The 12,456-nt window shown below is 43.6% G+C and carries 11 protein-coding genes; 3 read left to right on the top strand and 8 right to left on the bottom strand.

The annotated features are described in order from the left end of the window. Window positions 1-1,796 (bottom strand): GGDEF domain-containing protein (locus tag HOO90_RS07710; RefSeq protein WP_366928755.1); only part of this gene is annotated, 1,796 nt, incomplete at its 3' end. A 224-nt stretch (window positions 1,797-2,020) separates the two neighbouring features. On the opposite strand from HOO90_RS07710, the gene HOO90_RS07705 reads away from it, so the two are divergent. Together HOO90_RS07705 and HOO90_RS07700 are read left to right on the top strand one after the other, a co-directional pair. Next, complete coding sequence (locus HOO90_RS07705; protein WP_292841744.1) at window positions 2,021-2,359, top strand: rhodanese-like domain-containing protein; 339 nt, start codon at window positions 2,021-2,023, stop codon at window positions 2,357-2,359. Then, window positions 2,359-2,592 carry a sulfurtransferase TusA family protein gene (locus HOO90_RS07700; RefSeq protein ID WP_292841743.1) on the top strand — a complete coding sequence of 78 codons (234 nt, stop codon included), beginning with the start codon at window positions 2,359-2,361 and terminating at the stop codon, window positions 2,590-2,592. The genes HOO90_RS07705 and HOO90_RS07700 overlap by 1 nt, the downstream gene beginning before the upstream one ends. Window positions 2,593-2,694: 102 nt before the next feature. Here HOO90_RS07700 and pnp read toward each other — a convergent pair whose 3' ends face one another. From pnp to rimP, 7 genes are all read right to left on the bottom strand, one after another. Next, window positions 2,695-4,824 carry a polyribonucleotide nucleotidyltransferase gene (pnp, locus tag HOO90_RS07695; RefSeq protein ID WP_292841741.1) on the bottom strand — a complete coding sequence of 710 codons (2,130 nt, stop codon included), beginning with the start codon at window positions 4,822-4,824 and terminating at the stop codon, window positions 2,695-2,697. A gap of 190 nt (window positions 4,825-5,014) precedes the next feature. Beyond that, window positions 5,015-5,284, bottom strand: coding sequence for a 30S ribosomal protein S15 (gene rpsO, locus HOO90_RS07690; protein WP_292841739.1), 270 nt, complete (start codon window positions 5,282-5,284; stop codon window positions 5,015-5,017). A gap of 136 nt (window positions 5,285-5,420) precedes the next feature. Next, window positions 5,421-6,329, bottom strand: a complete 909-nt coding sequence (gene truB / locus HOO90_RS07685) for a tRNA pseudouridine(55) synthase TruB (RefSeq protein WP_292841737.1) — start codon at window positions 6,327-6,329, stop codon at window positions 5,421-5,423. Window positions 6,330-6,360: 31 nt separating this feature from the next. Further along, window positions 6,361-6,735, bottom strand: a complete 375-nt coding sequence (gene rbfA / locus HOO90_RS07680; protein WP_292841735.1) for a 30S ribosome-binding factor RbfA — start codon at window positions 6,733-6,735, stop codon at window positions 6,361-6,363. A 132-nt stretch (window positions 6,736-6,867) separates the two neighbouring features. Then, on the bottom strand, window positions 6,868-9,558 hold the full coding sequence (infB, locus tag HOO90_RS07675) for a translation initiation factor IF-2 (RefSeq protein ID WP_292841733.1): 2,691 nt from the start codon (window positions 9,556-9,558) through the stop codon (window positions 6,868-6,870). A gap of 96 nt (window positions 9,559-9,654) precedes the next feature. Continuing rightward, window positions 9,655-11,121 carry a transcription termination factor NusA gene (nusA, locus tag HOO90_RS07670; RefSeq protein WP_292841731.1) on the bottom strand — a complete coding sequence of 489 codons (1,467 nt, stop codon included), beginning with the start codon at window positions 11,119-11,121 and terminating at the stop codon, window positions 9,655-9,657. A 107-nt stretch (window positions 11,122-11,228) separates the two neighbouring features. Then, window positions 11,229-11,714 carry a ribosome maturation factor RimP gene (gene rimP / locus HOO90_RS07665; RefSeq protein WP_292841729.1) on the bottom strand — a complete coding sequence of 162 codons (486 nt, stop codon included), beginning with the start codon at window positions 11,712-11,714 and terminating at the stop codon, window positions 11,229-11,231. A 308-nt stretch (window positions 11,715-12,022) separates the two neighbouring features. Between rimP and HOO90_RS07660 the strand changes: the two genes are divergently transcribed. Next, window positions 12,023-12,235 carry a YezD family protein gene (locus HOO90_RS07660; RefSeq protein WP_292841727.1) on the top strand — a complete coding sequence of 71 codons (213 nt, stop codon included), beginning with the start codon at window positions 12,023-12,025 and terminating at the stop codon, window positions 12,233-12,235. Window positions 12,236-12,456: the final 221 nt, after the last annotated feature.

Genomic DNA, 12,456 nt, shown 5'->3' with positions numbered 1-12,456 from the left:
CGCCCCGCCTGTTTAGCTTCATATAGCGCAGCATCAGCACGTGGTAGCACGGCATCAATCGTTTCACCCGTTAAGCGCTCTGTGACTCCAGCGCTAAAGGTGATGAGAACACGCTCTTTGTTATGCATGAAAAAGTTTTTGGTTAGATCGCGCTGCACGTTTGTGATGACATTAACGGCATCGGACTGTTTCGAGCCTGGGAGTAGAATGACGAACTCTTCTCCACCGTAGCGGGCCAACACATCGGTGCTGCGTAGCACGCTTTTAACTACCTTAGCCAAATGTGCAAGCGCTACATCCCCAGTTGAATGGCCCATGGTGTCGTTAATTTTCTTGAAATGATCAATGTCAATCATGGCAAATGACAACGCCGTGTTGTGCCTATCTGCGCGTGTAAATTCACGTTCAATCGCCTCATCCATACCGCGCCTATTGAGCGCACCCGTTAAAAAGTCTTCATGCGCTACTTCGCTAATATAGTCTAGCTTAGTGGTCAGCTCATTAATTTGCTTTTCAGCTTCTTCCACCTTTTTCTGTGTTGCTAAAAACGCGGATTGTGAATGCTGAGCATCGGCATTCATGGTATGAATGTCGACCACTAAACTTTGCAAAATGACATTTAATTCTGCTAAATCCTCCGTGGCTGAGATTTGTTCCTGATACCTACTGATTTTAGCCTGATAAGTTCCGGTACTTTCTGTTATATCTGCCAATCCACTTATAAACGAACTCATCATGCCCTTTAGAGTTTCTTTTGCCGCTAATAAGCCTGGTTTGATATTAGATTGCTTGAAAATCAGTTCTTTAAGGCTGCTTTCTGCGTTATAAACGCTGTCCAAATTCAGTGGTTTATCAATAATGTCTTGCACAATGGCAATCTGCCCATGTAGCCATTTATCCTCTACTGTGAGTTCACCCATGCTGGTCACTAATAAGCGTAGCATTTGCACCAGCGCTTCTTGCATACGATGCTGCGAATCCGTTTGCATCTCTGCCCTTAACAAGGTGGATTTTAGCGTTTCGCTTAATGCATTGACTTCCTCCAACGTGTTGGAGGATTGCGCACGTATAATTAATGCTTCTATTCTAGAGGCCGCCGCCGGAATACCAGCAAACTGCGGTAGCACAACTAAGGAAATAGTTCGAACCAACAAATCACGCCAGCTAATTGCAAGTTTGAGCTGATTGTCATCGACTTCTGGCTGGGCAGGATTTTTTGGCACTAATGCCGAAGGTGCGCTTGCTATGGCGGGTGAGGACTGCTGACTAATTTCATCTGGAATATTTTCAGCAGACAAGGTGACTTCTTGTCCTTCGCCCCAAGAGGTTGCGAGCGCTTGAATTTTTTGCCCTAGCTGGATAGGATCACTCGAAAAGTTGGTAATGACGCGACTCAAACCCTCTTTCTTCCGACTGAGCGTTATACCACTGTGATTAGCATCCAATTGCTTTAATAAATAGCGTATTAAAGTGCCCCAGTTCACGCCATCCGCACCATTTGCTGTAGTCGGCAAGAGGTTACGTAGTTGATTTTCCAAATTAACCGCGTCATGTTTATTGACTAAGGTCGCTATCTTCTGTGCAATGGCCTGAAACTTAGGCTGCTCTTTACCAAGCTCAACCAAAACTTTATCAAATGTTTTATTGAGTAGCGTGCTGCTATCAACCGACTTCACACCAGCAATCTCATCATAAACGCGATGATAGTTGTCAGGCGTAGGCGGGCTTTGGCTTTTTGAAAGCTGCATCAAAGTCTGACGTGCCAACTCTAAAGGGCTCAATTGTTGTTTCATCATTTCACTAACACTCTCATCTTTAATAGGGAGTTATACCATAATGTTCTAATGTACATAGTAAACTTTCGCGATTCATTTAATTTGATGATTAGCCGCACTTTTGCACGCCAAATAGCAAACTAACGTACCATACTATATCCAAAAAGCCAGTTCCAACTACATTATTGATGCGGCCTGACGCTAAAATTGCTATTATCTGATTTAGATAAATCAGGCGCAAGTGAATGAGCAACTATATTGAAATTGAAGTGAACGAACTGCTGAACATGATGGCCACTAAGCCCTTAGTATTAGTGGATGTTCGAAATGATGATGAAGTGACGCGCGGCATAATCTCAGGTGCGATTCATATTCCTTTAGCCTTATTACCAGTGCAATACGATGCACTGACAAAGAGCGAAAATGTCGTGTTTTACTGCCATAGTGGCATGCGCTCTGCCCATGCAGCAGCTTTTGCGTCAAGTAAAGGCTGTAAGCATGTTTACAACTTAAGTGGTGGGGTGTTGGCTTGGGCTAAGGCTGGCCAACCATTTGTAGCAATAAATGAAGGGAAAACAAAATAATGGAATTCGATAAAGAAGTAGATGCAACTGGTTTAAACTGCCCATTGCCCATTTTGCGCTGCAAAAAAGGCTTAAGCGAAATTGAAAGTGCGCAAGTATTAAAAGTCATCTCAACTGATCCTGGTTCAGTTAAAGACTTTAATGCATTTTGCGTGCAAACAGGCCACGAACTTTTACAACTAGACCAAGATGACAGCACGTTCACGTTTTATCTCAGAAAACGCAGTAACTGAATAATAGTTACTAGTTTTTAAAAGATTGTCTGCTCTGTCGAATTGCTCTGGCTAAAATTAAAAAACCCGCTTACGCGGGTTTTTTAATTGCTAATTGGTTAATTACTCGTCAGCTTCCGTTTCAGATTTAGCCTCGGCAGCAGGCGCTTCAATCAAAGCTTTCATGCTTAAACGCACTCGGCCTTTTTCATCTGCCTCAACTACTTTAACCTTAACTACATCGCCTTCTTTTAAGAAGTCACTCACCGCATTTACACGCTGATGGGCTATTTGCGAAATGTGCAATAAGCCATCTTTACCTGGAATTAGCGACACAATCGCACCAAAATCAAGCAATTTAAGCACAGTACCTTCGTATACATTGCCGATTTCAACTTCTGCAGTAATCTCGGCAATACGACGTTGCGCTTCAGCCCCTTGCTCAGAACTTGTACATGCGATTTTCACTGTACCATCTTCAGTAATATCAATGCTAGTGCCTGTTTCTTCCGTTAACGCACGAATTACCGCACCACCTTTACCAATAACATCACGGATTTTTTCAGGATTAATTTTCATGGTAATAATACGCGGCGCAAATTGTGACATTTCTGAACTCGCTCCACTTACCGCTTGTTTCATGATGCCCAAGATGTGTGTACGCCCCTCTTTCGCTTGCGCTAAAGCCACTTGCATAATTTGCGCTGTGATGCCTGTGATCTTAATGTCCATTTGCAAAGCCGTAATACCATCTTCTGTACCCGCCACTTTAAAATCCATATCACCAAGATGATCTTCATCACCTAAAATATCGGTTAACACAGCAACACGGTTACCTTCTTTAATCAAACCCATGGCGATACCAGCCACGTGATTTTTCATCGGCACACCTGCATCCATCAGCGCTAGACAGCCACCACACACTGACGCCATCGAGCTTGAACCATTTGATTCTGTAATTTCTGAAACCACACGCATGGTGTAATCAAAATCTGCTTGGTCTGGCAAAGCGGCAACTAATGCACGTTTTGCCAAACGACCATGACCAATTTCACGACGTTTTGGCGTACCTACGCGACCTGTTTCACCAGTTGCATACGGAGGCATGTTGTAATGCAGCATAAAGCGATCTTTAAACTCGCCTTGTAATGCGTCTATCACTTGCTCATCACGACCTGTTCCCAACGTTGCAACTACCAAGGCTTGCGTTTCACCACGTGTGAATAATGCAGAACCATGGGTACGTGGCAACACGCCTGTACGAATGCTGATTGGACGCACTGTACGTGTATCACGTCCATCAATACGTGGCTCGCCATTTAAAATTTGGCTACGCACAGTTTTAGCTTCTAAATTAAAGATTTCATTTTTAATTTTGTTCGCTTCTGTTGTAGATGTTTCTTCAGTAATCAACTCGCCTAATACGCGATTCGTAATTTCTTCCAACTTCGCTGAACGTGCACCCTTCGCCTTGATCTGGAATGCAGCATTAATATCTGCAGCAGCCAAGTCAGCCACTTTAGCAATAAGCGCAGTATCTGGTTCTGGAGCAACCCAGTCCCAAGCGTCTTTACCAGCTTCCGCTGCCAACTCGCTAATCAATTTAATGACCGTTTGCAATTGCTCATGGCCATATACTACTGCACCTAACATAATTTCTTCTGAAAGCTCTTTCGCTTCCGATTCCACCATCATTACCGCTGTTTCTGTTGCAGCAACCACTAAGTCCAATTCCGTTTCTTCTAATTGTGCTTTTGTTGGGTTTAATACATATTCATCATTGATATAACCAACACGTGCCGCACCTAATGGGCCAAAAAATGGAATGCCTGACAACGACATAGCGGCAGAGGCGCCGATAATTGCAGGAATGTCAGCATCGATTTCTGGATCGGATGACAATACGGTCGCCACTACTTGCACTTCGTTGTAGAAAGCTTCTGGGAATAATGGACGCAGTGGACGATCGATTAAACGGCTTGTGAGTGTTTCTTTTTCTGAAGGACGGCCTTCACGTTTGAAGAAACCACCAGGAATTTTACCGGCAGCATAAGTTTTTTCCATGTAATCTACTGTTAATGGGAAAAAGTCTTGGCCTGCTTTTACTTCTGATTTGCTGGTCACAGCGACCAACACTACGGTATCACCATAACTCACCAACACTGCCGCATCTGCTTGGCGTGAGATTTCACCTGTTTCAAGGGTGAGCGTATGTGCACCGTATTGAATACTTTTAGTTACTTTATTAAACATTTATTTTCCTTTGTCTTATCAATAAGCGATTATTCACTACCCAATAATCGCTGGTTTTTCTTACTCAATTATAAAATTTACAGTGATATTTTTCAAAAACGAAAAAGCCGACGCATATCACCATGCAATCGGCTTTTCTTATATTTACAAAAGCGAGCTAAATTTTAACAAGAAGTCACTTTTATAAAAATTACTTACGTAAGCTCAAGCGCTCAATCAAAGTTTGATAACGGCTTGCATCTTTACGTTTTAAATAATCCAACAAGCTACGACGTTGACTTACCAAAGCCAACAAACCGCGACGTGAATGGTTATCTTTTTTGTTAGATTTAAAATGCTCTGTAAGGTAAGTAATGCGGCTAGTTAAAAGCGCAACTTGCACTTCTGGGCTAGCAGTATCATTTGGAGCACGTTGATATTCTTTAACGATTTTTGCTGTATCTAAAGCTGTAATTGCCATTTTTTTTCCTAATAATTAGCGTCAATGCTAAAGCAGAAAACCCACTAAAGCATTCATTTACAAAATGAACTCAACATTTTAATGATAAATCCATGATTTATCAAGCAGTTTTATATATTTAAACGAATTTTGCGGTTTAATTTTCCATTTGTCGAATGAGTCGCTTAGGTGCGATTTTGCCATCCATCGCTAACTCACCTAAGCCCAAAAAAACTTGCTGCTCAGTGTAGAGCCGCAACAAGCCCTGCGGTACCAAGCCACTCTTCCATACCGCTTGGCCTTGTTGCAAATAAAAGGTACTGTCATCATCTAAAATAACTACTGGCAAGTGCAACACAGTGCTATCTTCTGACATTAAAGCCGCCTCTCTTTGTTCAGGCGTCATTGCTTCCAACTGCTCTAGCGTGACTGTTTGAGCAATCTTATAGTTGGCGGTTGCTATTCTGCGTAAGCCAATTAAATGCGCTCCGCAATCAAGCTCCTTACCTATATCTTCAGCTAGCGTACGTATGTAAGTACCTTTTGAGCAAGTTACAGAAATCACTGCCACATCTTGCTCAAACGACTCTACTGTGATGCGATAAATAGTAATTAGTCGAGATTTTCGTTCAATTTCAATACCAGCTCGCGCATATTCATACATGGCTTTGCCTTCGTGCTTTAAGGCAGAATACATGGGTGGAACTTGGTTGATTTCGCCTAAAAATAGCTGACATGCAATTTCAAACTGAGCGCGACTAACATTCACTTCACGTCGCTCTAGTATTTCACCTTCAGCATCGCCGGTATTAGTCGTTATGCCTAACTTGAGTGTAGCAACATAGGTCTTGTCCGCATCAGTGAGGTAATGGGCGAACTTGGTCGCCTCACCAAAACAAAGTGGAAGCAAACCAGTGGCTAACGGATCCAGTGTGCCAGTGTGGCCTGCCTTTGCGGCCTGATACAGCCATTTAGCTTTTTGTAATGCTTGGTTGGATGAAAAGCCAATTGGCTTATCCAGCAACAGCACACCATTTACATTTCGTTTTGTTCTTTTAAACTGCAAGAATCTGGCCTCTGCTGGCTAGAGAATAGAATTACTTCTTGGATTTGTCTGACAGATTGTCTGGATTGGTCGCAAGTGCTTCATCAATCAATTTTGACATCATCATGCCATTATCAATGGATGCATCATAAACAAAATGCAATTGCGGAACCGTACGAAGTAACATGCGTTTAGCCACCTGCGTTCTTAAAAAGCCTGCTGACTTTTCTAAACCTTGCTGCAGACTATCGCTCGCCTTACTCGCGCTATAGAAAACCTTTGCATGCGCCATATCACCCGTCACTTCAACAGCGGTAATAGTGACCATTTTTACACGTGGATCCTTTACTTCAAATTGCAGCAAATCAGCGAGTTCACGCTGCATTTGCTCTGCAACTCGGTGGCTTCTTGAGAAATCTTTTGCCATATTTTATTTATCCAATAACTTAAAAAGTCTAAATGAGACTAGGCGCGAAAATAAAAATTGAGCGCAGCATATGGGTTATATGTAAGCGAACATTTTTTGTTGCGCAACGACGTGTCATGACGAATTTTTAAGTTATAGCGTACGTGCTACTTCAACGATTTCATACACTTCTAAGATGTCACCCACTTCAATATCATTAAAGCCCTTCAATGACAAACCGCACTCAAAGTTATTTTTAACTTCTTTTACGTCATCTTTAAAGCGTTTGAGTGAGTCTAGTTCACCCGTATGAATAATCACATTGTCACGCAATACACGCACTCTTGAAGTACGTTTAATCATACCGTCTTGCACGTAACAACCAGCAATAGCACCGACTTTAGAAATACGGAATACTTCACGAATCTCCACGGTACCAATCATGCTTTCTTTCTGTTCTGGAGCTAACATTCCACCTAAAGCCGCCTTAATTTCATCGACTGCCTCGTAGATAATATTGTAGTAGCGCACATCAATACCCAGTGTTTCGATTAGCTTACGTGCACCAGAATCGGCACGTACGTTAAAGCCGATTAAGACGCCTTTCGATGCGGCAGCCAAGTTCACGTCAGACTCGCTAATCGCGCCCACGCCAGTATGAATAATATTCACTTTAACTTCTGCAGTAGAGAGCTTTTGCAAGCTAGTAGCCAAGGCTTCGTATGAACCTTGAACATCAGATTTAATAATGAGGCCCAGGGTTTGTTGTGAAGCACCATCCCCCATTTGATCGAACATATTCTCAAGTTTTGCGGCTTGTTGTTTGGCTAATTTCACATCACGGAATTTACCTTGACGGAAGTTGGCAATTTCACGAGCCTTACGCTCATCATTCAGTACAATAACGTCTTCACCTGCAGACGGCACATCGGCCAACCCTTGAATTTCAACAGGCATTGATGGGCCAGCCTCTTGAACGTCTTTACCAGTTTCATCCAACATAGCGCGCACTTTACCAAATGTGCTACCCGCTAAAATCATGTCACCGCGTCTTAAGGTGCCTGAAGTGACTAAAATTGTAGCGACTGAACCACGACCTTTATCCAGGCGGCCTTCAATGACCAAACCCTTGGCTGGGGTGTTTTTCGGCGCTTTCAATTCCAAAATTTCCGCCTGTAGAAGCACGGCTTCCAATAATTCATCAATACCTTGGCCTGTTTTAGCAGACACTTCTCTAAACATGACTTCGCCACCAAAATCTTCTGGCACTACTTCTTGCGCCACTAATTCCATTTTAACGCGCTCAGGCTCGGCACCTGGCTTGTCGATTTTATTGATTGCGACAACCAATGGCACACCCGCCGCTTTGGCATGGTGAATCGCCTCAATGGTTTGTGGCATCACGCCATCGTCGGCAGAAACCACCAGAATCACCACATCGGTTGCCTTTGCACCGCGTGCTCGCATGGCGGTAAACGCTTCATGGCCTGGGGTATCCAAGAAAGTAACCATTCCGCGTGGCGTTTCAACGTGGTAAGCGCCGATATGTTGCGTAATGCCACCGGCCTCACCAGAAGCAACACGGCTCCGGCGAATGTAATCCAACAAGGAAGTTTTACCATGGTCAACGTGGCCCATCACCGTTACAACAGGTGGGCGTGTTTCAAGGATAGCTTCCGCGTGTTCTGCTTCTTCAATAAAGGTTTCAGGGTCATTCGGTGCTGCGGCAGCGGCTTTATGCCCCATTTCTTCCACTAGAATAATCGCAGTTTCTTGATCCAGTACTTGGTTAATGGTAACCATCATGCCCATGCCCATCAGCACCTTAATAACTTCACCGGATTTAACGGCCATTTTATGCGCTAATTCGGCAACGGTAATTGTTTCTGGCACTAACACTTCATAGACAATAGCTTCCGTAGGCGCTGTAAAGCCATGTTGAGAATCATCGTCCTGATGCTTATGCTTACCTTTTGGGGCACGCCAGCCTGGTTTGCCCGCCGTAATGTCACCACGGGTTTTCAGGCCACGTTTTTTGTTTTCTGCGTCAGTCCATTCTTTGTTATTGCCCTTGCCTTTTTTCGCTTCTTTTGCGGCTGGTTTAGCCGCGCCCTCTTTGGCGACTGGCTTATGCAAAGTACCTTCAGACAGTTTTGCCGCTTTCAGTTTTGCCGCTTCAGTTTCAGCTAATTTTCTGGCTTCTTCATCTAAACGCCGCTGTGCCGCTTCTTCTTTCTTGCGCTTATCTTCCGCTTGCATCGCGGCCAATGTGGAATGGCGTTTAGCTTCACGTTCACGCAGGGCAATTTCTTCTGGGCTTAATATATCTTTACGACCGATTGTTTTTGTAACTTCCACCACTGCAGGTTTTTCAATTATTGCCGGCTCAATGACCTCAGCAACCACTTCAACTTCCACAGGCAGTTCTACAACTTCAACAACTGGCGTTTCAATCACCACTTCTAATGGTGCCGCCTGCTCAACTGGCACTTCAATTGCCTCATGTGCCACTTCTGGCAAGTCAGCAGGTTCAATCAACTCAGACTCGTCACGTTGCTCAATCACACGTTTTTTACGCACCTCAACCTGAATGGTACGCGCACGACCGGTGTTATCTGTTTTCTTAATCTCGGTGTTTGATTTGCGCGTTAAGGTAATTTTATTTTTAGGTGCAAGAGTACCGTGCTCTTTACGCAAGTGTTCCAACAACGCAGTTTTGTCAGCCTCAGTGAGCGAGTCTTCAGCAGTTGATTTTTGCACGCCAGCACTATTTAGCTGCTCTAATAGCAGTGCTGTTGGCAGTTTTAATTCGCCAGCAAATTGTTCTACGGTTGTTTGTGCCATCTTGTTGCTCCAGTATTCTTTCCTAAGCTTTATTGCCTAGCTTTACAGCTTATTTCTTGTTTGCGCTTTTTAACTAATTAAGTAAAAACAAATTGCCTATTTAAACCAAGGCGCGCGCGCGGTCATAATCAAGGCTTTAGCCCGCTCTTCGTCCATTTTAGTCAGGTCAACCAATTCATCTACGGCTAATTCAGCTAAATCGTCCATCGTCGTCACGCCTTTAGAGGCTAGCAAATGAGCTGTGGCATCGTCCATACCGTCCATTTTGAGTAAATCCTCAGCGGCGTCTTCCACTTTCTCTTCTTTTGCAATCGCCTCGGTGAGCAATGCCGCACGTGCGCGTTTACGTAGTTCTTCAATGGTATCTTCATCGAACGCTTCGATTTCATTCATCTCAGCCAAGGGTACGTAGGCAATTTCCTCTAATGTGCTAAAGCCTTCTTGCACAAGAATTTCTGCCACTTCTTCATCAACATCCAGCTTTTCCATGAATAGCTGACTCACGCCGGCGAACTCATCCTGATTTTTCTGAGCCGCTTGATCTACCGTTAGAATATTTAATGTCCACCCCGTTAACTCAGAGGCTAAACGCACGTTTTGTCCGTTACGACCAATCGCCAAAGCTAACTGCTCTTCTTCCACCACTACGTCCATGCTGTGTGTATCTTCGTCCACCACAATGCTGGTCACTTCCGCGGGCGACATGGCGTTAATCACAAACTGTGCTGGCTCAATGCTCCACAACACAATATCCACGCGCTCGCCCGCCAACTCACCAGTAACCGCTTGTACGCGCGAACCGCGCATCCCCACGCAAGTGCCCACTGGGTCAATGCGTTGGTCATTCGATTTAACTGCGATTTTAGAACGTAAGCCAGGGTCACGCGCCGCAGCACGAATCTCGAGTAAACCTTCTTCAATTTCCGGCACTTCTAACTCAAACAAACGAACCAGAAAGTCTGGCGTGATTCTAGACAAAATCAATTGCGGACCACGACCACCACGCTCAATACGAGACAAATAAGCACGTACACGGTCACCGACCCGTAAATTCTCTTTTGGTATCATTTGCTCACGCGGCAATAAAGATTCAATACGACCCACTTCAATAATCGCATTGCCTTTTTCCATGCGCTTAATCACACCAGTGACCAACTTTTCATCACGCGCCAAGAAATCTTCTAGAATTTGCTCACGCTCGGCTTCACGCACTTTTTGCAAAATCACTTGTTTTGCGGCTTGGGCGCCAATACGACCAAACTCGATGCTTTCTAAAGGCTCTTCATAATAGTCGCCAATATTCAGGCCTTTTGCATGATCGCTTTCTTCATCGATTTGATAGGCTGAGTTTTCAAGCAAATCATAATCCACATACTGCCAGCGTCTGTAAGTTTCATAGTCGCCAGTTTCTCGGTTGATTGATACGCGAATATCGGCATCATCATGATGTTTTTTCTTAGTGGCAGAAGCTAAAGCCAGCTCCAGCGCCGTAAAGATTACTTCTTTGGTCACATTTTTTTCATGTGCCAACGCATCTACCAATAATAAAATTTCACGACTCATCATCTATCTCCGACTATAAATTGCAGGTTAACTGCTTTATTTCATTAAATTCTTAAATTGTTTTTCTTCTAAATCTGTCACAAATAAGCGGCTTAAAACTAAAGCACCTAAAAAACTGGGCTTAAGCGCGCCTTATCAATATTACTTAAGGCCATTTTGTACACAACGCCTTCAAACTCCAGCAGCACATGGCCATCTTCAATACCTTCAATTTGGCCTAAAAACGTCTTGCGCGGCAAAGTCGTTTCTGTCGCATTCGCACTTTGGTCTTGAATACCAACGCGCAATTTAATCTGCGCACGCTCGCCCTTAAAGCGCACAAAATCGGCTTCTTTTTTCAACACTCGATCCAAGCCCGGCGATGAAACTTCCAAGCGATCGTAATCAATATCATTTTCTACCGCCAGCAAATTGCCCAATTGATTGCTCACCAAGCTGCAATCGTCGATATTGACACTATCTTTAATATTCGCCGGGTTCAGCTTATCAATAAACACGCGCAACAATTTACCGCGATTAGAAATCTCTAAATCCACAAGTTCATAGCCCAATTGGCTTACCGACTTTTCAATCAACGTATGCAAATCTTGCATGTTTACTTAATCCTATTGTTGGTTGCAACCCGCTAAGCGCATGCGTAAGTTGCAGAAACAAAAAATGGGCCCAAAGCCCATCGAAAATTTCTTGCACATTATACCTATCAATTCAATGAATTGGAAATATAAGCGCTAAAAAATTACATTTAACGCAATATCCCGCGCAATTAGCCCCACATTTACCCCAACCAAAGTTTTATATTCGTTTTGGTTATAAATTTATAAAAAATGATTCTTTTTAATTGTTTAACAAAACACTTATAGTGCAAGCCTAAATATTTGTTTTTGTGAATTTGAGAGTTGCCATGCCAAACAGCCAGAGTACTTTAAAAATCAGTAGCGAGGTGTCGCAAGAGATTTTACGCGTGATTGAAGAAATTAAGCAAGGCTCTGGTTTTGGTTCGGTTGAAATCGTTCTTCATGAGGGACGAGTCACGCAAATCGAAAAACGTGAAAAACTACGATTCACTCAAGACAATTCGAAATCTGTGCCTACTGTAAGAACAGCGGCTAAATAAAGAAATTCTTTAATCTGGGCCGACCAGTTAACTGGACGCTTTCAACGGGAGATATACATGCAATTCAAATTTACCAAATTCGCTACTGTGCTAATCGCCAGCGGCATTATTTCACTACCAATCACCGCCAGTGCGAACGACAGCACAGAGCTTGAAGAGCTACGCGGCTTGGTGCAAGAGCTGAGCCAACAAGTAAAAATCTTGGCCCGTAAAGGTGAAAT

The organism is Methylotenera sp. (assembly GCF_013141425.1).
Taxonomy (GTDB): domain Bacteria; phylum Pseudomonadota; class Gammaproteobacteria; order Burkholderiales; family Methylophilaceae; genus Methylotenera.
This window is presented reverse-complemented; position numbering and strand designations above follow the sequence as displayed.

Excerpts from the sequence above, each read along its gene's own strand:
- HOO90_RS07705 (WP_292841744.1), top strand. The coding sequence starts at position 2,021 with ATGAGCAACTATATTGAAATTGAAGTGAACGAACTGCTGAACATGATG.
- HOO90_RS07700 (WP_292841743.1), top strand. The coding sequence starts at position 2,359 with ATGGAATTCGATAAAGAAGTAGATGCAACTGGTTTAAACTGCCCATTG.
- pnp (WP_292841741.1), bottom strand. The coding sequence starts at position 4,824 with ATGTTTAATAAAGTAACTAAAAGTATTCAATACGGTGCACATACGCTC.
- rpsO (WP_292841739.1), bottom strand. The coding sequence starts at position 5,284 with ATGGCAATTACAGCTTTAGATACAGCAAAAATCGTTAAAGAATATCAA.
- rbfA (WP_292841735.1), bottom strand. The coding sequence starts at position 6,735 with ATGGCAAAAGATTTCTCAAGAAGCCACCGAGTTGCAGAGCAAATGCAG.
- infB (WP_292841733.1), bottom strand. The coding sequence starts at position 9,558 with ATGGCACAAACAACCGTAGAACAATTTGCTGGCGAATTAAAACTGCCA.
- nusA (WP_292841731.1), bottom strand. The coding sequence starts at position 11,121 with ATGAGTCGTGAAATTTTATTATTGGTAGATGCGTTGGCACATGAAAAA.
- rimP (WP_292841729.1), bottom strand. The coding sequence starts at position 11,714 with ATGCAAGATTTGCATACGTTGATTGAAAAGTCGGTAAGCCAATTGGGC.
- HOO90_RS07660 (WP_292841727.1), top strand. The coding sequence starts at position 12,023 with ATGCCAAACAGCCAGAGTACTTTAAAAATCAGTAGCGAGGTGTCGCAA.